Raw genomic sequence first — 26,968 nt, 5'->3', positions numbered from 1 at the left:
TAGAAGAAAAGTTAATCTCGGATCATTAAGAGGTTAACTTTTTCTGCTCTTATAGAAAAAGTGCCGGTGAAAGATGAAGGTGAAAAAAATGGAGCCGTTGAATTTAGATGCACAAAGTAATAAAGAATTAGAAAAATTGTTACATTTAATTGGACAAGATGAAGTCATTCAGCGCTACCAAGCGATTGAAGAAAAGGTAAAGAAAAACAAAAAGCTGACAGAATTAGTGGAAGAAATTAAAGCTGCGCAAAAAGATGCGGTTCAATTTGCTCACTATGGCAAACCAACTGCTGAAAAAGAAGCCATTCAACGAGCTGATGCGAAAACAAAAGAATTTGATGAGCACCCACTCGTTGTAGCCTACCGCGAACAACTGATCGAAGCCAATGACTTAGTTCAACATGTCACGGCGCTCATTCAATACCGCGTGAACGAAGAGCTAGAGAAGGAAGGGAATTAAATGCCACAAAAGACAAAAAATACACCCATGATGGAACAATATTTGTCCATTAAGGCCCAATACAAGGATGCGTTTTTATTTTATCGCTTAGGTGATTTCTATGAGTTATTTTATGAAGATGCTATCAATGCAGCGCAAATCTTAGAATTGACGTTAACCAGTCGTAACCGCAATGCGGATGATCCGATTCCTATGTGTGGCGTTCCTTATCATGCCGCGCAAGGCTACATTGATACGTTGATTGAGCAAGGCTATAAAGTAGCGATTTGTGAGCAAGTGGAAGATCCAAAGACTACCAAGGGCATGGTCAAACGAGAAGTGGTGCAGTTGGTAACGCCAGGAACGGTGATGAATAGTAAAGGCTTGGAAGCCAAAGACAATAATTACTTAACCGCTGTGCTAACAGATGGTAATCAGTTTGGTTTTGCCTATGTAGATTTGAGTACAGGCGAATTAAAAACAGCAGTCTTGGCTGATGAAGAGGGCGTTTTAAACGAAGCTTCTGCGTTGCAAACAAAAGAAATGGTCCTAGGCTCAGGGATTCCTGAATCGTTAAAAGAGAACTTAAGTTTACGTTTAAACATCATCTTTTCGACACAAGAAACGGTGGAAGAAAATGCCGAGTTTAGTTTTTTAACCAATGAACTGATTAATCCATTAGAAATTGAAATTACAGGCAAATTATTATCTTATTTATCCGTTACCCAAAAGCGGAGCTTGTCCCATATTCAGAAAGCTGTGGAATATCAGCCAGATCATTTCTTGAAAATGGATCATTATTCTAAATTCAATTTAGAATTGAGTCAGTCGATTCGAACAGGGCAGAAAAAAGGGACTCTTTTGTGGCTATTAGATGAAACGAAAACAGCTATGGGCGGCCGTTTATTAAAACAATGGTTGGATCGTCCGCTAATTCAGGAACGTCAAATTAAGGCGCGTCAAGAAATGGTGCAATCCTTATTAAATGCCTATTTTGAACGCTTAGATTTGCAAGCAGCATTGACGAACGTGTATGATTTAGAGCGGTTAGCAGGACGCGTGGCATTCGGCAGCGTGAATGGGCGTGATTTAATTCAATTACGGACCTCTTTAGAACAAGTACCAACGATTCGACAGTTAATTGTCGGGATCAATCAAGGGGAATGGGATGATTTGTTAGTCGACTTAAACCCCGTTGAAGATTTAGTGGCATTGATTGCGACGGCGATTAATGAAGAAGCCCCTTTACAAATTACTGAAGGAAATGTTATTAAAGACGGCTATAACGACCAATTAGATGAATACCGTGATGCCATGCGCAATGGTAAGCAATGGTTAGCGGAGTTAGAAGCGAAAGAACGCCAAGAAACAGGGATTAAAAACTTGAAGATTGGCTACAATCGTGTCTTTGGTTATTTCATTGAAATCACTAAGTCAAATTTAGCGAATTTAGAAGAAGGAAAATACGAGCGTAAGCAAACATTAGCTAATGCGGAGCGCTTTATTACGCCCGAACTAAAAGAACTAGAGCGTTTAATCTTAGAAGCTGAAGAAAAATCAGTTGAACTAGAATATCAATTGTTCTTGGCCGTTAGAGAACAAGTGAAAACGAATATTGATCGATTGCAAACACTGGCTAAAACCATTAGTGCGGTTGATGTTTTACAATCTTTTGCAACAATTAGTGAACGGTATCAATACGTTCGACCAACGTTAAGAAGTAACACGAAAAATTTGGCGATTGTCGAAGGACGACACCCAGTCGTGGAAAAAGTTTTAGGGCATCAAGAATACATTCCAAACAGTATCCGCATGAACCCAGAAACAGATATTCTCTTGATTACTGGACCAAACATGTCAGGGAAAAGTACCTACATGCGTCAATTGGCTTTGACGGTGGTCATGGCGCAAATTGGCTGTTTTGTACCAGCGGAAAGTGCTGAAATGCCAATTTTCGATCAAATTTTTACACGGATTGGGGCCTCTGATGATCTAATTGCAGGGCAAAGTACCTTTATGGTAGAAATGATGGAGGCTAACCAAGCACTGCGACACGCCACGCCTAACAGCCTAATTTTATTTGATGAATTAGGACGCGGCACGGCAACCTATGATGGGATGGCGCTAGCGCAAGCCATCATTGAATATATCCATCGTGAAGTACAAGCCAAAACGCTATTCTCTACACATTATCATGAACTAACTGTTCTAGATGAAACCTTAAAAGGCTTGAAGAATATTCACGTGGGCGCTGTCGAAAAAGATGGCGAAGTGGTCTTTCTTCATAAAATGATGGAAGGACCTGCTGATAAGAGCTATGGGATACATGTTGCTAAAATCGCTGGTTTACCAAGCCCGCTTTTAGAACGAGCAGCCACCATTTTATCCGCTTTAGAAGCGGAAGAAACAACGATTCCAATTTCAGTTCATCATGAAGAAGTTTCAGAAGTACATGAAGAAACCGAGCAACTTTCATTATTTAAAGAAGTTTCAACAGAAGAATTAAGTGTCATTGACACATTGAAGAAAATGAATCTATTAGAAATGACACCACTAGATGCGTTAAACATGCTTCATCAATTGCAAAAACGTATCTAATTAGGAACCGAACCGGTTAGGAGGTCGTGAAATGGGGAAAATTCAAGAACTATCCGAACAACTAGCCAACCAGATTGCTGCTGGTGAAGTTGTTGAACGTCCCGCTTCTGTCGTCAAAGAATTGGTGGAAAATGCACTGGATGCAGGAAGCACCCAAATTGATATTTTTATTGAAGAAGCTGGCTTGAAAACCATTCAAATTATTGATAATGGTGAAGGAATTGCCAAAGAAGATGTACTGAATGCCTTCAAACGCCATGCCACAAGCAAAATTCATACAAGAGATGATTTGTTCCGAATTCGCAGCTTGGGGTTCCGAGGCGAAGCCTTACCAAGTATTGCCTCAGTTTCTGAAATGATTGTCGAAACTGCCACAGCTGAGGAAGAAGAAGGCAGCTATGTGATTCTAAAAGGGGGCAAGGTCGAAGAAAACCGACCAGCAGCTCTCCGTAAAGGCACAAAAATGACCGTTTCCAATTTATTTTATAATACGCCTGCTCGTTTGAAATACGTCAAAACGATCCAAACGGAATTGGCCAATATCGGTGACATTGTCAATCGTCTGGCGTTAAGTCACCCTAAAGTCGCTTTTCGCTTAGTTCATGACGGCCACAAAATGATGAGTACAACAGGCAATGGTGATTTAAAACAAACGATTGCCGGGATTTATGGCATTAGTACCGCAAAGAAAATGTTGAAAATTGAAGGAAAAGACCTTGATTTTACTTTGACAGGGTATGTTTCATTGCCAGAAGTCACACGGGCCAGCCGCAACTATTTATCAACGATTATCAATGGTCGTTATATTAAAAATTTCGCGTTAAATAAAGCAATTGTAGCCGGCTATGGTTCGAAACTAATGGTGGGACGTTTTCCAATTGCTGTGTTAGAAATTGAAATGGATCCGCTGTTAGTCGATGTCAATGTCCATCCTACTAAGCAAGAAGTTCGTTTAAGTAAAGAAAAAGATTTAATGGCATTAATTGAACAGGCGATTCAAGAAGTGTTGAGCCAAGAACAGTTGATTCCCAATGCGGCAGACAATTTGCGTTTTAAAAAGAAACTACCGCCAGAACCTAAAGCCGAACAAATGGAAATTCCTTTATCGACTGAACAACCTGCGGTAAAACAACGACCGGGCAGCTTAAGCTATAATCCCGCAACAGGCCGCTTCTATGCGGAACATGCGACAGACGAAATACCAGCCTCAAGCGCCCCTGAAGCTGTCAACCAGACAGAAAGAGCAGTGGACCCAATGGACGATCCATTTGCGCCGCCAGTGCCAGAATCAACGAGTGTAGCGGAAGAAACGTCAGCTTACGAAACCTCTTCGGCAGCTGTTGATTCCGAAAATCATTGGGAAACAGCTAGTAATGAGCAACAGGTAATAGCCGAAGAAACGAAAATAACTGAAGTATCTGATTCAGAACCTTCTCTGCGTTCATCAGAGGCTGCTGACGAGGTTTTCCAAGAAGAAATGAAACTTCACCCAGAATTCGATGCCAATAGCGCTGCGAGTCAAAGAGAACTGAAACAAGCCCTGAATAAGTTGGAAGAAGAACGACCAACAGAACGTTTTCCTGAGTTAGAATACTTCGGTCAAATGCACGGAACTTATTTATTCGCACAAAGCAAAGATGGCCTGTTTATTATCGACCAACACGCTGCCCAAGAACGAATTAAATACGAGTACTTCCGTGAAAAAATTGGCGAAGTCAGTGATGATTTACAAGAACTATTGGTACCAATCGTTATTGATTATCCAAATAGCGATGCCTTGAAAATTAAAGAGCAGAAAGAAACCCTTGCGGAAGTCGGCATCCATTTGGAAGACTTTGGACAAAATAGTTTCATTGTGCGGGCGCATCCAACTTGGTATCCTGCAGGCGAAGAGGAAAGCATTGTTCGCGAGATGATTGACATGTTGCTAACAACTGGCTCGGTCAGCGTGAAAAAATTCCGTGAAGCAACTGCCATTATGATGAGCTGTAAGCGATCCATCAAAGCCAATCATTACCTCAATGAGCAACAAGCACGCGTGCTATTAAAAGATTTAGCCTTGTGCAAAAATCCGTTTAATTGTCCGCATGGACGTCCGGTGCTGATTCATTTTACGAATTCAGATATGGAACGAATGTTTAAACGCATTCAAGACCCCCATTAAAAAGAAACGAGGCGTCATCAATTTATGCAAATTATTTTAGCATCCCAATCTCCTCGCCGTCAGGAGTTATTAAAGCGTGTGGTCCCAGCTTTTACGATTGCACCAGCCGATATCGATGAAACTGTTGGTAAAGACGGCTTACCAGCAGAATATGTGGCGCAAATGGCTGCCCAAAAAGCAGCGGCTATAGCAGAACAATCCCCCGAAGCACTAGTCATTGGCTGCGATACAATTGTGGCATTGGCGGGAGAAATCCTCGGCAAACCGACTTCTCGGGAAGACGGTTATCGCATGTTGCGCCTCCTAAGTGGCAAAACACATGACGTGTATACAAGTGTGACGTTGAAACAAGGGGAAAAAGAGCGCTCCGCGACAGTTCATTCAACCGTAACGTTTTATCCACTGACAGACACGGAAATCCATGCTTACTTAGATACCGCAGAATATGCCGACAAAGCAGGCGCTTATGGTATCCAAGGACAAGGAGCATTACTAATTGAAGCAATCGCTGGCGATTATTACGCCATTATGGGTTTACCAATTGCCAAAGTAGCCCGACTACTAAAAGAATTCAACTAATAAAAGACAGTCCTTTTCATTCGTCAAAAAAAGAAAGGACTGTCTTTTACTATGCAAACTATTAGGTGCCTGTTTGGCAAACGTGGTATCATTGAACCCAATAAATTGAACAGAAGAAAAGGAGTGGACAGAATGACAAAACCAACAGAAGAAGAATTAAAACAAACCTTGACGGATCTTCAATATGCCGTCACACAAGAAAACGCAACAGAACGCCCTTTTTCAGGAGAATATGATGACTTTTACCAAGACGGAATCTATGTAGACATTGTTAGTGGCGAACCGTTGTTTAGCTCCCTGGACAAATACGATGCTGGTTGCGGCTGGCCATCCTTTACCAAACCAATTGAAAAACGTGGCGTCAAAGAAAAAGCTGATTTTAGTCACGGCATGCACCGAGTAGAAGTTCGCAGTCAAGAAGCGGATTCACATTTAGGGCATGTTTTCACTGATGGCCCACTCCAAGAAGGTGGCTTACGTTATTGCATTAATGCGGCAGCTTTGAGATTTGTGCCAGTGGCAGATTTAGAAAAAGAAGGCTATGGCGAGTACCTTTCTTTATTCAAATAATCCTCATTTTTTAGACAAATACGATAAAATAGTTAGAAGAAAGCGACTTTTGATGAATATCTTGTATGAAATACAGAAAATCTCTTGATTTATTTGGCTAGGACTACTATTATTTTAGAAGGAAAGTATTGTTCAGTTTTAACGAATTGGCTGAAATAGAAAGTGGAGGTTCTAATGTCGAAACATTATTTTGATCCAAGATTGAAAATCTTTTCTTTGAACTCTAATCGTCCCTTAGCAGAAAAAATTGCGGATGCTGTGGGTGTGGAGCTAGGAAAGTGCTCTGTAACACAATTTAGTGATGGCGAAATTCAAGTGAATATTGAAGAAAGTATTCGTGGTGCACATGTTTACGTCATTCAATCAACAAGTAGCCCTGTTAACGATAACTTAATGGAACTATTAATCATGATTGATGCGTTAAAACGTGCGAGTGCTAAAACAATTAACGTGGTTATGCCTTATTATGGGTATGCACGTCAAGACCGTAAAGCACGTGCCCGGGAACCAATCACTGCTAAACTTGTTGCAAACATGATTGAAAAAGCTGGTGCAACAAGAATGTTGACATTGGACTTACATGCGGTCCAAATTCAAGGATTCTTTGATATTCCAGTGGATCATTTGATGGGTGCACCATTAATTGCCGATTACTTCATCGAACACGGCATTCAAGGCGATGACGTCGTTGTTGTTTCCCCTGACCATGGTGGTGTAACGCGTGCGCGTAAATTGGCAGAATTCTTAAAAGCACCAATTGCGATCATTGACAAACGTCGTCCAAAAGCGAACGTAGCAGAAGTAATGAATATCATTGGTCATGTGGAAGGCAAAACATGTGTCTTAATTGATGACATGATTGACACAGCGGGGACAATTTCTCTTGCTGCAAATGCATTGAAAGAAGCCGGAGCAAAAGACGTTTACGCTTCTTGTACACATCCCGTTTTATCAGGACCAGCCTTACAACGTATTGAAGATTCAGCAATTGAACGCTTAGTTGTAACAGACTCTATTTACCTATCTGATGATCGTAAAATTGCTAAAATTGACGAAGTCAGCGTTGGTGAATTAATCGGAGATGCGATTAAACGTATCCACGAAAACAAACCAGTTAGTCCGTTATTTGAAACAAAAAATAAATAATTACAAAAAACCGCCCACATCATTTTTCTGATGTGGGCGGTTTTTTCTCTAAATCATTTTATCTAAAAAAATATTGTAACCTGAATATTTATTAGGCATTCATGATATACGATAAGTGTAGAGAAGTTAAGGCGGAGGCAAGCGCAAAGGAACATGCGCTTTGCGACGAGCATCGCAACAAAGTGAGAAGCGTAGGAGCAGAGACTTTCCCCTTTCGGTGAGGTGGTGCGTATGAGCGTACTTCCAAAATTTACAGAAAGGAGAGGCCTTTTGTCAGCATATGAGACAATTCAGACGATCCTAGGTTTTGGTATGTTTACCATTGCTTTGATTGCACTGATTGTGAAATTGCTTAAAAATGACAATAAAAAATAACCGTCTACTTTGACCAGTACGGTTATTTTTAAATAATACAATTGGTCACCGTCTTAAACGGCTCTACATCAGAGAGGTATGTTGACGCATATCTCTCTTTTCGTTTTCATTATAGCACATTTCCCTAAAAAAAATATTTGAAACTAATTATTTTTTAGTTTTGCATGGTATAATCTAAGTGTAGAGAAGTTAACACGGTGGCTATCTAATCTGAAAGTGAGGTGGTGCGTATGAGCGTACTTCCAAAATTTACAGAAAGGAGAGGCCTTTTGTCAGCATATGAAACAATTCAGACGATCCTAGGGTTTGGTATGTTTACCATTGCTTTGATTGCACTGATTGTGAAATTGCTTAAAAATGACAATAAAAAATAACCGTCAACTTTGACCGAGTACGGTTATTTTTAAATAATTCAAAAAGTCACCGTCTTAAACGGCTCTGCATCAGAGAGGTATGTTGAAGCATATCTCTCTTTTCGTTTTCATTATAGCACATTTTCCCGAAAAGCACGAATAAATTTAGCGTTAATCCGTGAAATCCTAAAAGCTGTTAAAGAGGAGAAAAACTTCTGGGCTTTTTCTCTTTGCCTATAGTCTGTTTAGCCCGCTTTTTTGTTAAAATTTATCGTAAACTTCAATTACTGAGGTGCTATTCAGCTCAGACTTACTTATTTTAATTACTTCATGGGATTCAGTTAAAGATTTCGATTGGCTCTTTCGCGGCTGATTTATTAACGATAATAAAGATTGTGGAACGTACTTTTTGTTATTCTCTTTACATGTTAACGCCACAATCATTTTGCCTGAACGAATTGCTTTTTCATACTGTAAATTATAAAATTTTCCTCCATCGCATATTCGTACACCTGGAGAAATAAGCATTTCTAATAGAGGAATTACTTGTAATTTTTGGCCTGTGGTTCCATCATCTTTAGGTTTAATCCCGCGCAGTGAAACTTTATTATTTTTTAAAGCTCTGTAAAATTGAGTAGCCTTAAAACGAAATTTACAGCTCCCTTGTTTATCTATTTGATAATAGTCAACTCCGCATAAATGCATAAAATTCCCAGCTTCAAATTGAACGTTCATTTCTAACAATTTCTTTGTTTTCCGATGTTGATATGTATAAGTGAACATATGATTATTGAAGTTGGTGTCATAAATTAAGAACGCCTTTCTAATTGTGTCAAAATCTTTTTTCTCAATCATTAGTTTCTCCTATAAATAAAGAAGCCAAGCTTAGCTTGCCTTCTTTAAACTTCAAATATAATTCAGGTTTTTCTGTTGCTCACCAACTATTGGCTCTACGTCCAATTCTATATCGAGTTTTTCTGTTGCTCGCCAACTATCGGCTATTACTTCCGATTTCAGTATTGAGTTATTATGATGCCTGATCATCAAGAAACATCTACTTGTTTCTAATAAAAGTCTACCACAGAACCACGTTCAACTCAATCCTTTTTAATCCAATAATGGAGTGTAATGACAATAAAAAATAACCGTCAACTTTGACCGAGTACGGTTATTTTTAAATAATTCAAAAAGTCACCGTCTTAAACGGCTCTACATCAGAGAGGTACGTTGACGCATTTCTCTCTTTTCATCTACATTCTAGCATAGATACAATGTAGATGAAAAGAGGTGCCTGCTGCTAAAGGTTCTTGTCATTCTTTAGCGATTGAGCAGTGCATCAACGCTTAGTTCAGTCATTTCAGAGACTTGCATGTCGGCTCCGATTAAGGGTTGGTTGGCCGACAAGCCGACGGCATAGATGCCCGCGGCTTTCAAGCCGTCAATGCCTGATTGTGCATCTTCAAAGCCAATGGCGTTTTGCGGTAGCACGCCAATACTGTCAGCGGCGGCTAAAAAGATTTCAGGATCAGGTTTGCCTTTGCTTAACGAGTCGGGATCGACAATTGTGGCGAAGTACGCGCGCACGCCTAATTTTTCCAAAATCAGGGGTGCGTTTTTTGAAGCCGAAGCCACGGCACAGGGAATGTGACGTGCTTGGGCTTGCTGTAGCAATGGCACGACACCAGGTAAAACATCTTCTGTCGTTAAATGTTCTAATAATTGAACGTAGTGGTCATTTTTTTGCTGAGCTAAGGCTTTTTTTTCTGCTGGAGTAAACGCATTTTCAAGGTGGCCATGGGCTAAAATGCGGTCCAAGGAATCCATCCGACTAATGCCTTTTAATGTTTCGTTGAAGGTTTCGTCAATGGGAATACCTAGCGAATCGGCCAACGCTTTCCAAGCTTGATAATGAAATTTGGCGGTGTCAGTAATGACACCATCCAAATCAAAAATAAATCCAATCGTCATTGTGGTTCGCTCCTTTATTGATAATGTACTTCTTTTGGTCGTTCGGCGGTTAACGGAATCAACGCGCCCTGAACCAATAATTGTGTGTCTTTATCTGCTGTAATCGTGACACTGGTTTGTGTTAATGAAAATTGATAGGTTACGCCTTGATGAATAAACTGGAACGCCAGCGCTTGCCAATGTTCAGGTAAGTTTGGACAAATTGATAACTCGTTTTGGCGCGTGTCAACGCCTGCATACGTCGCTAAAGTAACGTGAATCGTCGCAGCCATGACCCCTGTATGAATTCCTTCAGCGGTCGTGCCACCTTGAATGTCACGATAATCGGAATACAACGCTTCTTGATAAAGTTGCCAAGATAGCTCATGGAATTGCGCCATTTCTGCCAATTGGGCATGAACAATTCGTGACAAAGTCGAACCATGAGACGTCCGTTTTAGATAATACAAAAGATTTTTTTCCAAATAATCCGCAGGCAATTGATACCCTAAATCTTCTAAAATTTGATCCACCCGAGTTTTGTCTAAGTTGTAGAACAACATTAACGTGTCGGCTTGTTTCGCCACTTTGTAATCATCGGGGGATTCCCCTTCGGCTTTTAAAATTCGATCCATGCGGTAAATATTGCCGTATTTCTCTTTCATCGCCGCCCAGTCAATCTCTTTTAAGCCGAAATACCCTTCATATTGCGCAATAATACCGTCAGAATTAACTTCAATTTCCAGTGAATTTTGAATTTGCTGCATGCGGGCTAGATCAGCCGAAGAGGTCTGAGTTTTGGCAAAAAGTTGTGCCTGTTCTTCCTCAGAGAAAAGTGCCAAAATGTTGGTTAATTCTTCGAATAGCCAAACCACCATCAAATTCGTATAGGCGTTGTTTTTCAAGCCGCTTTCCGCTTGGTCTGGATAGCCCTCGTGAAACTCATCAGGTCCCATCACTTTATCAATAAAGAACCGTCCTGTTGCGTCATCTAACGTCGCAGCGCTGTTCCAAAATTGAGCGATTTCTAACAACATTTCGCCGCCATATTGTTTCATAAATTCATGATCCTGTGTACTATGCCAATACAACCAAGCATTGTAAGCAATCGCTAAGGACACATGCCGTTGCAAAATACTATGATCCTCGCCCCAATGTCCATTCAACGGATTTAAGTGAAGTTTTTGCGTGGTTTCACGCCCATCACGCCCTGATTGCCACGGATACATTGCGCCACGATACTGGCTGGCCGCCGCATTCTCCTTCGCTTTCTCTAATCGGTGGTAACGATACAGCAACAATTGTTTCGCTGTGTCAGGATAATGTTGAATATAAAAAGGTAAAATAAAAATTTCATCCCAGAAAATATGTCCACGATACGCTTCACCATGCAAGCCTCGGGCGGTAATCGAGACGTCCAATGCTTGCGCTTGGTTACTAAAAGGCGAAGCCGAAGCCAGCAAGTGATAACTGTGAATCCGTAAAAGTTTTTGAGACATCAAATCGCCTGTCACGGTAATGTTGGCTTGTTGCCAAAGAGTTTGCCAAGCGCGGGCGCTTTCCTGAGCGGCGGCCGCAAAAGAGTCCTTCGGCGTAAACGGTACCTGCCAACTTTGTTCGGCGTGGCTGACTTGCACAAAGACTTGTTTTTCTAGCGTATAGCGCGTTCCTTGGTGCGCCATCACGGTCACCACTTGGGCGATTTTTTCCGCTTCTTCTTGAATCATAATGGCCTCTTTTTCAAAAAAATCACCGGTTATCAAGGCCGTTTCTCGGACACTCAAGTTGGATTGATTGGTACAAACCTCAATCACGGTTTTGTTTTCCTGCGCGCTTAATGCTGTCACCTGAAAATGTTTCGCTGTTAAGTTGCGATACCGCGCCACGTTATAGTTGTAGACACTGCCATCAGTGACGGTTTTCAAAGTAATCGGGGCCGAAAAGTTTAACGGCTCAAACGTATATTGCAGATGATAGTCATTCGGCTGTGCCATATTGGCAATTTTTTTCGTCGTTAATTTAATTTGCTGATTGTCCGCATCTTTCAAAATCATTTCTGCGACAAACAACCCCGTTTTCAAGTTCAATTGACGATGTAATTGTTGTAGCGTTTCTGGGGAAATCGTTAACCAGTCAGTGGCATCACCAATTTTTAAAGCGATGTGTTGGTTATCAGGAGCATTGACGAAATCTTCATTTTCCACTACTTGACCCGCCACTTCCGAAGCCGCTGTATTATAAAGCCCCGCAATATAGGTCGCTGGATAATGATCATCAGAAATCGTCATCTCAGGTGTTGTGCCGCGCAAGCCTAAAAAGCCATTGCCGACAGTTAACAGGGACTCCACCGCATATTCATTTTTCCCAGGCACGTAGCCATAATAGTCCAAATGCCAAGCCATATACTGCCGTTTTTCTTCAAATGCTGCCAGCAGATTCGGTGCCGCCGCTTGTTCGGCTGCCGTTAAAAGTGGCGTGTTCAACTGTTCCGCGAATGCTTGAATCACCGCTTGCGGAACCAGCGCCAACGTTTCCTCTGGCGAAAAGAAGTCCGCTGGGAAATCAGCCACAATCCCCCCCAGAATCGGCGCAGCCTCTGCCACAATCAATTGGCACAGTTCAGGAACCGTTTCTTCGATAGTCAAAGCTTCAAAAGGGAACGTTTTTTGGTGAAGCGGTTCCAATTTATGGTTAAAAAAAGTCGTCGTTAGTTGGTTCGTTGCGAATGTTAATTCTAAAATGGTCATGTTTGGCGCCTCCTTGTGAACTTGTATAGACATGTTGTGTTTGACTACAGTATAGTATGAACGAATCAGAATTACAAGGATTTTCCCTAGATTCTTGGGAAAAGTTTTCCAGAAGGGGGCTGTAACAGACTGCGCTGGGTCCGAAAAAAGGCGGTCAAGCAGTGGTTTGGCTGGGGGAGTTTGTGGCGTAAGCAAGGCAGAAAGTGCGGGGGATTTTTCTGACCAGCTCTAGGTTTTTCGGAGGGAATATGCTATGCTTTTAGAAAAGAAATTGTTGGTAGAGGAGGATCGGCATGAACAAGTTTCATGACATATTTTTAGAATTAGAACAACAAATTGTCCAAGGCGACTATCAGCCAGGCGATTTATTACCTAGTGAAAATCAATTAGTGGAAACTTACAATGTTTCCCGTGAAACAATTCGGAAAGCCTTGAATTTACTGATTAACGCTGGCTACATTCAGAAAAAACAAGGCAAAGGCTCGATTGTGCTCAACTTTAAAAAGTTTAATTTTCCTATTTCAGGGGTGACCAGTTACAAGGAGTTACAACAAACGCAACATATTGAAAGTCATACCCATGTGGTTTCCTTAGAAGAAATTCCTGTGGAGCGCAACTTGGCTCAGTTGACTGGTTGGACGGAAGGGGCCCCTGTGTGGCGCTTAGTTCGGCAACGGGAGATTGAAGGGGAAGTCGATATTTTAGATATTGATTACTTGATTAAAGAGATTGTCCCAAAATTGCCGAAGCACCGTGCCGAAGATTCGATTTTCGATTATCTGGAAAACGACCTTGGCTTGGCGATTAGTTATGCCCAGAAAGAAATTACCGTGGAACCGCTCACAGAGATGGACAAGCAGCTGATTGGTGAAGTCGAAGGCAATCATGTCGTCGTGGTCCGCAGTATCATGAACTTGGAAGATACCCGCTGTTTTGGCTATACGGAATCTCGTCACCGCTTAAACAAATTTAAGTTTGTGGAATTCGCCCGTCGCCGTAAATTGTAAGTCTTAGTGACGAACAAATACAAAAACGGCTGTCATTAAATGAAAATTGACGGTTTTTTCGCAAGAACCGCCGGTAAATGTATAAGATTTTAGGAGAAAACGTCAAAAAGTAGAGGTCCGACTCTTACTTTTTGACGTTTTCTCCTTGTTTTTTAAACGAATTTGACGAAAAAATCATTAAATAACATTTATAAATATCAAAAAGTGCTGAAATTAAAGCTTGAAATCAAGAGAAATGCTTGGTTTTAAAGGAATCATCAATTTTTGCAGATGGCTGTTAAATATTTAAAATTACGACGAGGGCAGATTCTTGTATAATAAGGCTATAGCTTCGGAAGCGCAGAAAAAAGGAACCGCGCGCTCTGGAAATTCAGAACAGTTAAAGGAGATGTACATAATATGAAAAAGAAAATGATGGCAAGTTTATTAGTTGGTAGCGCAGTCGTTGGCGCAAGTTTAGCACCACTTTCGGCACAGGCGACTACGACAGGGAATACGCCAGTTCAGGTGGAGTTTGGTGGAGGGAAACTGCCAGATGGTGATGGTCCTAGTCCGAATACAGAAAGGCCTGACCCGAACGCTACGAATAGCGATTTTGATTTATTGTACATTCCAAGGGAGTATGATTTTGGAAAATTGTCAATTTCAGATGATTTGACACAACCAATTCCGAATAAAGTTGATGAAGGTGTGAGTGGACGTAGAGAAGCCTTAGGTGTAGGTGATATACGTGGGACTAAAGAGGGTTGGCATGTAACTGCTCAATCCAGTGGACTTACGTTAGGTAACGAACGCTTAGATGGGAATATTACCTCAGGTATTACAGTTCTGTATGATTTGGAGTTTAATGAAACAACTAATCAGTATGAATATATGGTAACCCCAATTTCAGCACCTGAAATTAGACCAAGTCTTGCTGCTGCTAGTGATTGGACACTTAGTTTAGGAGGAGATGCCACGCTAGTTGCTAATGCTACTTCTGGAAAAGGACAAGGATTATGGCATTTTGCAATGCGTGATAATTATTTAAATATCACTACCTCAGCATATGATATCAAAGCAGGGAACTACACAGGAACTATCACATGGAATCTTGTCGCAGGACCAGCTATTTAAGCACAAGCAACAAAAGAACAGAGGACGGACCAGCAGCTGGTAACTGCTGCTGGTCTGCCCTCTGATAATCATTCAATCGTAAAGGAGAAGAACACAAATGAAAAAGAAAATGATGGCAAGTTTATTGGTTGGTAGCGCAGTGGTTGGTGCTAGTTTAGCCCCGCTTTCGGCACAGGCGACTACGACAGGGAATACACCAGTCACAGCAGAATTTGAAGGCGGCATGTTGCCAGACGGCAACGGCGATGCCAATACCGTTGATCCAGACCCGAATGGCTCAAACAGTAACTTTGATTTACTGTTTATTCCTCGCGAATTTAATTTTGGGAAATTATCAATTTCAGATGATTTAACGAAACCAATTCTTAACCAAAGAGACCCCGAAGCCACCAACGGCCATACAGAAATGATTGGTGTCGGTGACGTACGCGGCGGCAAAGAAGGCTGGCATTTAACGGCCCAATCTAATGGTCTAAAATTAGGCACTGAAAGCTTACAAGGCAACATTAAAGTGGCGCTGATTACTCAACTTGATTTGGAATACGCGGCAACAAGCAATCGCTATGTAGCTCTGACGACAGCCGTCTCTGCGCCAGAAGTCAGACCACAACTGGCTGCTCCGCAAAATTGGACCCTTGATTTAGGCGGGGAAGCCCAATTAATGGCTAACGCAGCAGCTGGTCAAGGCCAAGGATTATGGCAATTTTCACTGTTTAATACAGCCTTAAACATCACAACACCAGCCAACAATATTAAAGCAGGGGCCTACACAGGCAGTATCACGTGGAACCTCGTCGCAGGACCGTCTGTGTAAGTCCAAACAAAAAAGTCATCCCCTCAGGATGACTTTTTGCTTATTTCTCTGTGAAGGTGCTGTCTGTTTTGATAGTTTCAGCAGGCGGTGTTTGCGCCGCTAGCAAGTCGCGAATTTCTTTTAAGTAATCTTCGCTCGTTGGTACCACTTCTTCTTCTGCCGCTTCTTCTTTTTTGCCACGGTTTTTCATTTTGTTGGCCGCTTTGACAATCAAGAAGAGGACGAAGGCCGTAATTAAAAATGTAATAAGTGCACTAATCACGCTACCAATATTGAATTCAACGCCTTCGACTTTATAAACAAGGGCACCCAATGCATCGTCGGCACTCTTTTTCCCAGTCGTCAAGACAAAAATCAGACTAATTAACGGGGTAATCAAGCCTTCCACCACTTGTGTCACAATCGCTGTAAACGCACTACCAATGACAACACCAACGGCTAGGTCTAAGACACTCCCGCGCATGATAAACTCTTTAAATTCTTTAATCATTCTTTTTTCCCTCCTCACTTTAAAAACAGTATACCGAATCTTCTTGAAAATTTGAACTGAAAAACTCTTATCATTCAGAAAGCACCTGAAGCTGTGTTATAATGGAGCTATTGGAAAAAACATTAAAAAATGCTTTAGAATTTACGCGATACATATATTTCACAGCATTCTTTAGGTAAGATGAAGCAAATGAAGGAGCGATGCGGCAATGTCTGTTCAATTAGTTAAAGGCGTGAATTTACACGTCATTCCTACAGAAAAATATAAAACGGTGCGTCTTTTAGTCCGCTTTAACACACGATTAAATCATGAAACTATTACAAAAAGAACGCTGTTGTCCAGTTTGATGGAAACCAACAGCTTGAATTACCCGAATCAAGTCAAGTTAAGTGAGCGTTTGGCGGAGCTTTACGGCGCCAGCTTTGGGATTGGCGTTTCCAAAAAAGGCAATCAACATTGGTTTAATATTTCTATGAACATTGTCAATGATCATTATTTACAGGATAGTCAGGTTCTCGCCGAAGCGGTGGACTTTTTGAAGGAAATTATTTTTGCCCCCAATATTCAAGCGGGCCAATTTGAGGCGGAAACCTTCCAACGGGAAAAAGAGAACTTGAAAGCGTACTTGGAAAGTATTGTGGAGGATAAGCAAACCTATGCTTCTTTGGCGCTTCAAAGTGTCTATTTTAATCAATCGGAGGATCAAAAAATCCCTAGTTTCGGGACCGTTGCGGCGTTAGCTGAGGAAACAGCGGCGTCATTAGCAGCGTATTATCAAAAAATGCTGGCGGAAGATCAAGTGGATATTTTTGTTTTAGGTGATGTCAATGAGGCGGAGCTAGTGCCGTTATTCAAGCAATTACCGTTTACGCCTCGTGAAGAAGGCAAAGCCGCGATTTTCTACAATCAACCAATTCGCAATGTGATTGAAGAGCGGACCGAGCGTGAGGTGTTAGCCCAATCAAAATTAAACTTGGCTTACAACACGGATATTTATTATGGCGATAGCTATTATTTTGCGTTGCAAGTGTTTAATGGGATTTTTGGCGGTTTCCCGCATTCTAAATTATTTATGAATGTCCGTGAAAAAGAGCATTTAGCGTATTATGCTTCTAGTAGTATCGACACTTTCCGTGGCTTCATGACGGTTCAAACAGGAATCGATGGCAAAAATCGGAATCAGGTCTTGAGTTTGATTTCGACAGAATTGGAAAATATTCGCTTAGGTAAGATTAGCGAATTAGAAATTGAACAAACGAAAGCAATGCTAAAAAATCAGTATATCTTAGCGTTAGATAATGCAGGCGCGTGGCTGGAAAAAGAATACTTGAACGAATTAATGCCGCAGACGATGCTGACGGCGGAGGAATGGATTGCGCGGATCAATGCCGTGACCATTTCAGAAATCCAAGAAGTGGCCAAACGCTTGGAACTTCAAGCGATCTTCTTTTTGGAAGGAGAAATGAAAAATGATTAAAAAAGACTATGCACAAATTAAAGAAACATTGTATACAGAAACACTGGCGAATGGGTTAAAGGTTTACCTATTACCGAAAAATGATTTCCAAAAAACGTATGGCTTGTTTACGACCGATTATGGATCCATCGACAATACGTTCGTGCCAATTGGTCAAGAGGAAATGATTGAAGTACCTGACGGAATCGCCCACTTTTTAGAACATAAAATGTTTGAAAAAGAAGATGGCGATGTCTTCCAAAAATTTGGGCAACAAGGGGCTTCAGCGAATGCCTTTACCAGTTTTACGAAGACGAGTTATTTGTTTTCAACGACGGATCAAGTGACACAAAATCTAGAAACGTTGCTTGATTTTGTGCAATCGCCGTATTTCACGAAGGAAACGGTCGAAAAAGAAAAAGGCATCATCGGACAAGAAATTCAAATGTATTTAGATGATCCTAACTGGCGCTTGTTCTTTGGTATTTTAGGCAACCTTTATCCGAAGCATCCATTGCATATTGATATTGCCGGCACAGTGGCAAGTATTGCGGAGATTACCGCAGAGGATTTGTATACATGCTACAATACGTTTTATCATCCAAGTAATATGACCTTATTCGTGGTAGGGAAAATGGACCCTGAAGCGTTAATGGCGTTCATTCGTGAAAATCAAGCGGCGAAAGAGTTTCCTGCCGCCCAACCTATTCGTCGGCATTTCCCTGAAGAAACAGCTGCTGACATTGTCAAAGAGAGCGCCATTGAAATGGCAGTCACACGGGCAAAAGTGCTTGTTGGCTTGAAAGGCTTAGATGAAGTGCCAACAACGGGTCGTGACTTAATGAAATATCAAGTCACCGTGAACTTGTTGTTACAATTATTGTTTGGTAATACCTCTCAAAACTATTTGGCTCTTTATGATGAAGGCTTGTTAGATGATAGTTTTAGTTATGACTTTAATTTAGATCGCAGTTTCCATTTTGCGGATATTGGCGGCGATAGTGAGCAACCAGAAGTCTTAGCAGAACGAATTGAAGCTATTTTATTATCTGCCACAACAAGTCCAGAATTAACGGAAGAAAATTTGTCCTTATTGAAGAAAAAAATGATTGGTAAATATTTCCAATCCTTAAACTCTTTAGAGTATATCGCCAACCAATTTTCACAATCATTGTTTGGGGAAACCACGCTGTTTGATAAGATTGAAGTCATTGAAAGCATTCAATTAGCCGACGTCCGCCAAGTAGCAGAGACCTTTATTCGTGAAGAAGGATTGAGCCGTTTCTACATGTATCCTAAAGGAGAAACCGAGCAATAAACCAACTGTTTAAGAAAAAGAAAAATCTTTGAAATCTTTCAATTTTGTTATCCTCAGTTGGCTTCTTTTGTGGTATTCTTAAAGGACGGGAATGTTTTCCTTGGCAATTGAAAAAGACTGATGAGACAATCGATAAATTAACAAAATAGACTGGAGAAGATGGACGAGTGGCCAGCGTAAATATTGGAGAAACACTAAAAGAAGCAAGATTGCAGAAGAACATCTCAATTGATGAACTGCAACAAATGACAAAAATTCAAAAAAGATATTTAGAAATTATTGAACAAAACGATTTTGAGTCCTTACCAGGCACCTTTTATGTGCGGGCGTTTATCCGCCAATATGCAAGTGCGGTCGGCTTAGATGGCAATCAATTGGTAGATATCTATGATGGCAAAGAACCAGCAATTGTCGAAGAACCCAAGCCAGTGTATGAAGAGCTTGAAGGATCACGTAAGCAATTGCATGACGAAGAAAAGCAATCCAGTTGGTTACTGCGGAACTTACCAGCCATTGCCTTTTCGTTAATTGGTTTAGCCATTGCGGTCGTAGTGCTGTATATTATGTGGCAAGATCAAAAAGCCGAACCGATTATTCAAACACCGGCAACTAGTGCCAGTGTGGAAAAACCCAAAGAATCAAGTCAAGCCCCAGAAAGTAGCACACAAAGTAGTACACCGCCGTCTTCTTCAAGCGAACCAGAGAAGAAAACAGCTGTGGCTGTGGTGAGTGATGCTAACAATCAAGTGACTGCAACGGTTAAAGATGCGAATAGTCCAATCAACATTACCTTTAAAGGGACTGAAGGCTCTTGCTGGATTGGCGTGATGGTCGATGGCAACTATACGTACCAACACACCCTGCAAGCAGGAGAGACCCAAACAACAGCTTTACCTGCGAATGCCGCCAATGCAACACTGATTCTAGGCGCCTCAAATAACGTCGCCATTCAAGTCGATGGCGCCGATTTAACACTGGAAAAAACGCCAGTTTTAATTCGTAAGGATGTTACATTAGGGATTACGTATCGTTAGAAATGGTGTAAGAAGAATCTGGATAAACTGTCAAACGGCAATTATTCCAGATTCTTTTCTTTTTTTCGTGACACTGCCAGCAAGATAACGTAAAATAGAACAGGAGAAGGAAGGGGCAATTGAAGTGAATTTACCAAATAAATTAACAGTTTTAAGAATATTTATGATTCCGATTTTTATTATTATTGTGTCGGTGCCGATGGACTGGGGAACGATTAGTTTTGGCGACACAACGTTAGCCGTTACCCAATTAGTGGGCGCGATTATTTTTGCAGTTGCTAGTTTTACAGACTGGTTGGATGGCAAAATTGCCCGTGCACAAGGCTTGGTGACGAACTTCGGAAAATTTGCGGACCCATTAGCGGACAAAATGCTAGTGATGACCGCTTTTATCGTCTTAGTTGGTCAAGGCAAAGTACCTGCTTGGATTGTAGCAATTATTGTTTGTCGTGAATTGGCAGTAACTGGTTTACGGTTGTTATTAGTCGAACATGGCGAAGTAATGGCAGCAGCTTGGCCAGGAAAAGTAAAAACAGCTACCCAAATGGTTGCAATTATTTTACTATTCATTAACAACATTCCATTTTCAGCACTTCATCTACCACTAGATCAAATCATGCTATATGCCTGCTTGATTTTCACCATTTACTCTGGTGTTGATTATTTTGCTAAGAATAAAGATGTTTTTAAAGGTTCGATGTAAAGAGAGAATCAAAACGCTTGGCTTGTGCCAAGCGTTTTTTTAGTATTCATGATTGAATCGGCAAATAGATTTTTAAGTAGAGGAACAGATGAATCGATAAAACAAATCGGCAGTTTCTGTATGCTATTTTTCATTTTGGTTATATCTACATACAAATAATTAGTTTGTTGTTGACAAAGTAAACTAAATAGATTACTATTTAGTTCGTTAGATTATATATAAACTAAATAAATTTTTTGGAGGAAATTATGAAAAAAACAGATATTTTAAATAAACTATTAAAAATTGCTCAACAACCTTACTTAATCTTTGCTTCTAGCATAGAGGAGAAGCCAGATAACACTTTTGAAACGTTAAAATTGCTTGCTTCTGAAGAAAATGTAACAGCTGGAAGAATCGCTGAATATTTAGATATAAAACCTTCTAGTGTGACACAAATCATAAAAAAATTAGAGTCTGTTAAAGCAGTTAAACGAGTCAAAAATGAATCAGATGCTCGGGTCACATTCGTTGTATTGACCGATAAGGGACGAGAAAGTTTAAGTACTCAAGGAAATATTTCCAATGGATTTAATGAAGAAATGTTTAAGGGCTTTTCAGAGGAGGAACTAGAGTCTTTAAATAATTATTTAGAACGTATAGAAAAGAATATTTCTAGTGAAGAATTTTTAGATAAAATTGAAACAATTTTTGGCGACGATAAAAATTGGGAACATTTCAGAAAAATATCAGCTAGATATGGTAGAGCTAGAGAACAGATGATGGGACATGATGGCTTTGGTAGATTTGGTGAATTCAATGGTGAATACGGTGGCTTTGAAGGATGGAAGAGAGGTCGGAGAAGATAATGGCAGTAGGTGGAGGCGGCAAAAATAGTCATGATTCTATCCGAGCAGATAAAACAAAATTTTCGTTTAAAGAATTTTTAGGCTTAATCAAGATGACAGAGCCTAACTATTTACTGCTTGGCATTGGGATGATATTTCTTGTGATTTCTTCTAGTATCCAAGTGTACGTTCCAAAACTTGCTTCAAGTTTAGTCAATAATTTTCAAAAGGGAGTAGATTATAGTTTATTAGGTAAAGTTGTTGGATTATTTATATTTTCAGCACTCGTTTCTGCATTAGGAGGGACAATTTTAGGTATTTTTGGTGAAAATGTCATCCAAAATATGCGTAAACGCTTATGGAATAAATTAACTATTCTAAAAGTTTCTTATTTTGACTCTGTTAAAGCGGGTGAAATATCCAGCCGGGTCGTAAATGATACTAATCAAGTTAAGCAATTGTTAGCCGTTACTTTTCCTCAAACAGTTGCCAGTGTGATTACAGTTATTGGTACGGTATATATGATGATTAAAATGGATTGGCATATGTCGCTTGCTATGGTAATTGCTGTTCCTGTTGTAATCCTTTGTATGATTCCAGTAATGGCATTTGGTTCAAAAGTTAGTCACATTCGCCAAGATGCTATGAGTCAATTTAACGGACTTGCTACTGAAACGTTGAGTGAAATTCGTTTAGTCAAAACTTCTAATGCTGAATCTCAGGCGCAGGTTCGTGCTGCAAATGAAGTGGATCGGTTATTTAATGTAGGGAAAAAAGAAGCAATATTTGATGCATCTATGCAACCAATTATGATGATGGTCTTTATGAGCATGGTATTTGGGCTATTAGCATATGGGATGCATCGAATTGCCATTGGTGTGATGACAATCGGAACATTGATGAGTTTCTTAATGTATCTATTTAATCTTATTGGCGTCATGCCAATCATTGCGACGTTATTTTCTGAAGTAGCTAAAGCAGCAGGATCAACGCGACGAGTGCAAGAATTGTTATCTAGAGAACCTGAAGACTTTGAAAGTGGACAAGATATTGATTTATCGGAAAAGACTTTATTAGTTAAAAATGTAAAATTTTCTTATGAAGATGCACCAGAGGAACCTATCTTAACAGACATTTCTTTTACTGCTCAGCCAAACCAAGTAATTGCTTTTGCTGGCCCATCAGGTGGCGGGAAATCGACGATTTTTAGTTTAATTGAAAGGTTTTATGAACCTACAGAAGGACAAATTAAATTTGGAGATATTGACATAAAAGATATCAAATTATCAGATTATCGTCGTCAAATCGGCTTTGTATCACAGGATTCTGCGATTATGGCAGGGACAATCAGAGATAATCTAACGTATGGCTTAGCAGAAAACTTCTCAGATGAACAACTATGGGATGTCTTGGAACTAGCATATGCGCGAAAATTTGTAGAAGAAATGCCAGATAAATTGAATACGGAAGTCGGTGAACGTGGCGTTAAAATTTCTGGAGGACAAAGACAGCGTATTGCAATTGCTCGTGCATTCTTGCGGAATCCCAAGATTTTAATGTTAGATGAAGCTACTGCTAGCCTAGATTCAGAATCTGAGATGAAGGTCCAAGAGGCATTGTCTAATTTAATGAAGGGCCGAACGACATTGGTTATTGCCCATAGATTGTCGACAATTGTTGATGCGGATAGCATTTACTTTGTTGAAAAAGGGAAAGTAACTGGTTCAGGAAAACATGATGAGCTAGTAAGTAAACATAAAACTTACGCTAAATATGTATCCGAACAATTTAAAGTAACGGAATGAACGAAATAAGCAAACTTAAAATGAAGCTAAGACAACACATGCATTTAACTAATTGTCTTAAGATTTAGAAAGAACTTGGACATAACCCCCAAGTTCTTTTTTCCAACTTATTTTTACCCACAAGATAAAAAGCGACCAAAAAATTGGTCGCTTTTTAAATACCTCCATGGTAGTTCACTTGCTTCATAAAATGTAGAGTCACGGTATAAAGCCAATTTGCGAGGACCGATATTACAAAAATAAGCACCATTCAGATCTTACGACAAATAATGCGGATCTGTCTTAGTCGTGCTAATGTTGTCGCGGATTTTTTTCAAGGAATCGGCATTTTGATCAAAATTGTGATACATCGTATTTGTATATAAAATATCCATTACCGTTAAGTAACTAATCCGTGAAGCCAAGGATTCCGCACGAAACAAGCCTTCTTCGGTGACGACAATAATTGCTTCGTCGGACAAGCCTGCCAATTCTGAACCGCTGTTACCAGTTAACGTAATCATTTTTGCGTTGGTTTTTTTAACTTGTCGTGCTAGGTTGATTGATTCTTTGGTTTTGCCTGAATGGGAAAAAATAAACACGCAATCTTCACTGGTTAATTTTGTGACAAAACTTAACTGCATGTGGTAATCAAAAATGTAGTTGCACCGATAGTTGGTCCGAATGAATTTATGGAAACTATCAAAAGCCACAATCGAGGAGCCACCTTGCCCAAAAAAGTGAAGCGTTTTGGCAGAGTACATCAAAGCCAACACGTTATCTAACAGCTCCTTTGTTAAGAACTGTGTGGCGTTACTGAGGGAATAAATATTGGCTTGTAAGACTTTTTTAGCAATCGTAATACTATCATCATCTGGTGAAATATCATCGGCGCCATTCACGCTATTGACGTTTTGAAAAGTCGGCTGATAATTAGAATTCCTGGCGATATCAATTTTAAATTCTTGGAACCCAGAATAGCCAATCTTTTTTACAAATTGATACACGGAAGATTGGGAGACGCCAATTTCGTTGGCAAGACTTTCTAACGTCATTTGTGTCAATAATGATTCAGAATGAACAAAGTAATCGGAAATTTTCTTTTCTGTGAGGCTCAAATTCGGTTTTTTGATCCGAATCCGTTGATCCAAATAGTGGTTTTTCATTAACACGTTCCTCCAATCTTATTTTTTTAAAAATAAAATGAATGCCTTTTCATTGTTGGTATAGACTGATTATAGTGGAAAAAGAGGACAAATACAATTTCTCTTTTTCTCCACAAAAAAGAAATTCTTTAAAAAAAGCCCAAAAAAAATAAATAATCTTTTTTCTGAAAAATGAAGGGGTCTTGAAAAGACTTCTCTCAACTAAAGAAAGTAGCCAGTAAAAAGAACGTGATACCAAGAGATTTACTTGTGTTTTTTGTATGAAAGCTCCTTAAAAATAAAAACGTTTTACCTTTTGAGCAGGCAAGATTTTTGCTAAAAAATAAAAAATATTTTTTAATTAGTGTAATCGTTTACATTATTTTTTTTATCCTTTATGATTGAAGTATCAAAAGAGGCAGGTGAAAGAAAAATGGACATTGGCTTTATTGGACTTGGGAAAATGGGTTTGAACATGGCATTAAATGTTCACGAACAAGGCTGGCCCATTATTGGCTTTGATGTGACAAAGGAAGCAAGAGCGACTGCTAGAGAGCAGGGGCTTTCCGTTGTAGATTCGTTGCCGGAACTATTGAAAGCGCTTAACAAAAGGAGGGTGATTTTTTTAAGTACCCCCGCTGGTCAGATTACCAATCAATTAGTGGCAGAATTGGTAGAGCAATTAGCACCAGAGGATATCATTGTGGATAGTGGCAATTCAAATTTTCATGATAGTGTTGCGAATGCTCAATTTGCTAAGGAAAAAGGAATTTATTTTATTGATTGTGGTACTTCTGGTGGCATCAAAGGAGCGCGGGAAGGAGCGTGTTTAATGGTTGGCGGTGCGCCTGAAGCCGTCAAGGTGTTAACCCCATTTTTTGAAGATTTAGCTTGTGAACAAGGGTATCTTTATGCTGGGAAATCAGGAGCTGGTCACTATTTGAAAATGGTGCATAACGGGATTGAGTACGTCATGATGCAAGCCATGGGCGAAGGATTCAATTTATTAGAAGCTGCCGAATATGATTTTGCGTTGGAGAAAGTAGCCGATGTGTGGAATCACGGCTCGATTATTGAAGCTCGCTTGATGGGCTTAGCGAAAGAGGTTTTTGCGGAAAATCCTACGTTAGCCAATCTAGAAGGGAAAGTGGCAGCAAATGGCGAAGCCAAATGGATGATTGAAGAAGCATTGCGTTTGGAGATGCCCGTCCCAACTACGGCGTTGTCCTTATTTACTCGAAATGAAAGTATGCTAGCAAATCATTTTTCAAACAAAGTGGTCGCTTCTTTGCGACAAGGATTTGGCGGGCATGAAGTCGTAAAAAGTCAGTAAAGGAGTTTAGTCATGTTAAAAAAACAAAAAATTGCCATAGTGAATTCCAGTAGTTTTGGTCAAATTTTTCCTGAACACTTGACGCGCTTAGAAAAAATAGGCACCGTGAAGCATTTTACAGTCGACAGTGAAATTGGTGGCAAAGAGTTAGCGGAACGTTTACAAGGATATACGATTATTATTGCTAGCGTGACGCCATTTTTCACGAAAGAATTTTTTGAACATAAAGATGAATTGTTGCTGATTTCTCGCCACGGCATTGGGTATAACAACATCGATTTAGACGCTGCAAAACAGCACGAGACAATTGTTTCCATCATCCCAGCTTTAGTAGAACGAGATGCCGTGGCGGAAAACAATGTCACAAATTTACTAGCTGTTTTACGGCAAACCGTGGCTGCAGATGCCAGCGTTAAAGCAGATCAATGGGAAAAACGAGCGAATTTTGTCGGTCGGACGTTATTTAACAAAACTGTGGGTGTCATTGGTGTTGGGAACACAGGAAGTTGTGTCGTGGAGACGTTACGAAACGGATTTCGCTGTGACGTGTTAGCGTATGATCCCTATAAATCCGCCACTTATCTGCAAAGTTATGGAGCCAAAAAAGTAGACTTAGATACGTTGCTAGCTTCAGCTGACATCATTTGTTTATGTGCCAATTTAACTGAAGAAAGTTATCACATGATTGGCTCGGCGGAAATTGCCAAGATGAAAGACGGCGTCTATCTTTCCAATAGCGCACGAGGCGCCTTGATTGATGAAGAAGCCATGATTGCCGGCTTAGAATCGGGCAAAATTGCTGGGCTTGGGACAGATGTTTTAGAAGAGGAACCAGGTCGGAAAAATCATCCTTATCTTGCGTTTGAAAATGTAGTAATGACGCCGCACACCTCCGCTTATACCATGGAATGCCTGCAAGCGATGGGAGAAAAATGCGTGCAAGATGTGGAAGACGTGGTGCAAGGTATTTTACCTCAACGGGCAGTGCAAGAAGTCAGTCGTTACGTTAGTTAAGAAGGAGGA

The 26,968-nt window shown here is 40.3% G+C and carries 24 protein-coding genes; 19 read left to right on the top strand and 5 right to left on the bottom strand.

The features are described 5' to 3' along the window. The first annotated feature begins 73 nt into the window (after positions 1–73). From IGL23_RS12835 to pepG1 (IGL23_RS12800), 8 genes are all read left to right on the top strand, one after another. Positions 74–460, top strand: coding sequence for a RicAFT regulatory complex protein RicA family protein (locus IGL23_RS12835; protein ID WP_002359008.1), 387 nt, complete (start codon positions 74–76; stop codon positions 458–460). Then, positions 461–3,037 (top strand): DNA mismatch repair protein MutS, encoded by a 2,577-nt coding sequence (gene mutS, locus IGL23_RS12830; protein WP_010819078.1) that lies wholly within the window; start codon positions 461–463, stop codon positions 3,035–3,037. A gap of 31 nt (positions 3,038–3,068) precedes the next feature. Continuing rightward, positions 3,069–5,201, top strand: coding sequence for a DNA mismatch repair endonuclease MutL (gene mutL, locus IGL23_RS12825; RefSeq protein ID WP_033594258.1), 2,133 nt, complete (start codon positions 3,069–3,071; stop codon positions 5,199–5,201). 24 nt (positions 5,202–5,225) lie between these two features. Continuing rightward, entirely contained in the window at positions 5,226–5,780 is a 555-nt protein-coding gene (locus IGL23_RS12820; RefSeq protein ID WP_002378827.1) for a Maf family protein, read from the top strand. A gap of 132 nt (positions 5,781–5,912) precedes the next feature. Next, positions 5,913–6,350 (top strand): peptide-methionine (R)-S-oxide reductase MsrB, encoded by a 438-nt coding sequence (gene msrB, locus IGL23_RS12815; protein ID WP_002354871.1) that lies wholly within the window; start codon positions 5,913–5,915, stop codon positions 6,348–6,350. Positions 6,351–6,524: 174 nt separating this feature from the next. Next, positions 6,525–7,496: a ribose-phosphate diphosphokinase gene (locus IGL23_RS12810; RefSeq protein WP_002381060.1), complete on the top strand. Its 972-nt coding sequence runs from the start codon at positions 6,525–6,527 to the stop codon at positions 7,494–7,496. A gap of 231 nt (positions 7,497–7,727) precedes the next feature. After that, positions 7,728–7,871: a type I toxin-antitoxin system toxin PepG1 gene (gene pepG1 / locus IGL23_RS12805; RefSeq protein ID WP_002392696.1), complete on the top strand. Its 144-nt coding sequence runs from the start codon at positions 7,728–7,730 to the stop codon at positions 7,869–7,871. 230 nt (positions 7,872–8,101) lie between these two features. Beyond that, a complete protein-coding gene (gene pepG1, locus IGL23_RS12800; protein WP_002392696.1) occupies positions 8,102–8,245 on the top strand; it encodes a type I toxin-antitoxin system toxin PepG1 in 144 nt (47 codons plus the stop codon). Positions 8,246–8,485: 240 nt separating this feature from the next. On the opposite strand, the gene IGL23_RS12795 is transcribed toward pepG1 (IGL23_RS12800), so the two are convergent. From IGL23_RS12795 to IGL23_RS12785, 3 genes are all read right to left on the bottom strand, one after another. After that, on the bottom strand, positions 8,486–9,079 hold the full coding sequence (locus IGL23_RS12795) for a PBECR4 domain-containing protein (protein ID WP_002385181.1): 594 nt from the start codon (positions 9,077–9,079) through the stop codon (positions 8,486–8,488). Positions 9,080–9,541: 462 nt separating this feature from the next. Then, complete coding sequence (gene pgmB, locus IGL23_RS12790) at positions 9,542–10,192, bottom strand: beta-phosphoglucomutase (RefSeq protein WP_010823286.1); 651 nt, start codon at positions 10,190–10,192, stop codon at positions 9,542–9,544. A 14-nt stretch (positions 10,193–10,206) separates the two neighbouring features. Next, a complete protein-coding gene (locus IGL23_RS12785; RefSeq protein ID WP_430619659.1) occupies positions 10,207–12,951 on the bottom strand; it encodes a glycoside hydrolase family 65 protein in 2,745 nt (914 codons plus the stop codon). Positions 12,952–13,211: 260 nt separating this feature from the next. Between IGL23_RS12785 and treR the strand changes: the two genes are divergently transcribed. The 3 genes from treR to IGL23_RS12770 all read left to right on the top strand — a co-directional run bounded on the left by treR (position 13,212) and on the right by IGL23_RS12770 (position 15,855). Next, positions 13,212–13,925, top strand: a complete 714-nt coding sequence (gene treR / locus IGL23_RS12780; protein WP_033595360.1) for a trehalose operon repressor — start codon at positions 13,212–13,214, stop codon at positions 13,923–13,925. Positions 13,926–14,324: 399 nt separating this feature from the next. Further along, a complete protein-coding gene (locus IGL23_RS12775; protein WP_033595361.1) occupies positions 14,325–15,041 on the top strand; it encodes a WxL domain-containing protein in 717 nt (238 codons plus the stop codon). A 97-nt stretch (positions 15,042–15,138) separates the two neighbouring features. After that, on the top strand, positions 15,139–15,855 hold the full coding sequence (locus IGL23_RS12770) for a WxL domain-containing protein (RefSeq protein ID WP_033595363.1): 717 nt from the start codon (positions 15,139–15,141) through the stop codon (positions 15,853–15,855). 40 nt (positions 15,856–15,895) lie between these two features. Here the strand turns inward: IGL23_RS12770 and mscL are convergent, their stop codons facing one another. Next, positions 15,896–16,345, bottom strand: a complete 450-nt coding sequence (mscL, locus tag IGL23_RS12765; protein WP_002360991.1) for a large conductance mechanosensitive channel protein MscL — start codon at positions 16,343–16,345, stop codon at positions 15,896–15,898. A 208-nt stretch (positions 16,346–16,553) separates the two neighbouring features. On the opposite strand from mscL, the gene yfmF reads away from it, so the two are divergent. From yfmF to IGL23_RS12735, 6 genes are all read left to right on the top strand, one after another. Further along, a complete protein-coding gene (gene yfmF / locus IGL23_RS12760) occupies positions 16,554–17,822 on the top strand; it encodes an EF-P 5-aminopentanol modification-associated protein YfmF (protein WP_010821162.1) in 1,269 nt (422 codons plus the stop codon). Further along, positions 17,815–19,119 carry an EF-P 5-aminopentanol modification-associated protein YfmH gene (gene yfmH, locus IGL23_RS12755; protein ID WP_002380969.1) on the top strand — a complete coding sequence of 435 codons (1,305 nt, stop codon included), beginning with the start codon at positions 17,815–17,817 and terminating at the stop codon, positions 19,117–19,119. Before yfmF ends, yfmH begins: the two co-directional genes overlap by 8 nt. A gap of 167 nt (positions 19,120–19,286) precedes the next feature. Further along, a complete protein-coding gene (locus IGL23_RS12750; RefSeq protein WP_002359020.1) occupies positions 19,287–20,153 on the top strand; it encodes a RodZ domain-containing protein in 867 nt (288 codons plus the stop codon). A 124-nt stretch (positions 20,154–20,277) separates the two neighbouring features. Continuing rightward, positions 20,278–20,856 (top strand): CDP-diacylglycerol--glycerol-3-phosphate 3-phosphatidyltransferase, encoded by a 579-nt coding sequence (pgsA, locus tag IGL23_RS12745; protein ID WP_002365382.1) that lies wholly within the window; start codon positions 20,278–20,280, stop codon positions 20,854–20,856. 248 nt (positions 20,857–21,104) lie between these two features. After that, on the top strand, positions 21,105–21,704 hold the full coding sequence (locus IGL23_RS12740; RefSeq protein ID WP_002359022.1) for a MarR family winged helix-turn-helix transcriptional regulator: 600 nt from the start codon (positions 21,105–21,107) through the stop codon (positions 21,702–21,704). Continuing rightward, positions 21,704–23,488: an ABC transporter ATP-binding protein gene (locus tag IGL23_RS12735; RefSeq protein WP_033595367.1), complete on the top strand. Its 1,785-nt coding sequence runs from the start codon at positions 21,704–21,706 to the stop codon at positions 23,486–23,488. The genes IGL23_RS12740 and IGL23_RS12735 overlap by 1 nt, the downstream gene beginning before the upstream one ends. 257 nt (positions 23,489–23,745) lie before the next feature. Here the strand turns inward: IGL23_RS12735 and IGL23_RS12730 are convergent, their stop codons facing one another. Further along, the gene (locus IGL23_RS12730; RefSeq protein WP_002383224.1) at positions 23,746–24,633 is read right to left on the bottom strand and encodes a MurR/RpiR family transcriptional regulator; all 888 of its coding nucleotides are present in this window, start codon (positions 24,631–24,633) and stop codon (positions 23,746–23,748) included. 376 nt (positions 24,634–25,009) lie between these two features. On the opposite strand from IGL23_RS12730, the gene gnd reads away from it, so the two are divergent. Next, complete coding sequence (gnd, locus tag IGL23_RS12725; RefSeq protein ID WP_016627517.1) at positions 25,010–25,945, top strand: phosphogluconate dehydrogenase (NAD(+)-dependent, decarboxylating); 936 nt, start codon at positions 25,010–25,012, stop codon at positions 25,943–25,945. A 12-nt stretch (positions 25,946–25,957) separates the two neighbouring features. Further along, a complete protein-coding gene (locus IGL23_RS12720) occupies positions 25,958–26,959 on the top strand; it encodes a D-isomer specific 2-hydroxyacid dehydrogenase family protein (protein WP_002360996.1) in 1,002 nt (333 codons plus the stop codon). The last annotated feature ends 9 nt before the right edge of the window (positions 26,960–26,968 follow it).

The organism is Enterococcus sp. MSG3299 (assembly GCF_050555765.1).
GTDB lineage: Bacteria > Bacillota > Bacilli > Lactobacillales > Enterococcaceae > Enterococcus > Enterococcus faecalis.
This window is presented reverse-complemented; position numbering and strand designations above follow the sequence as displayed.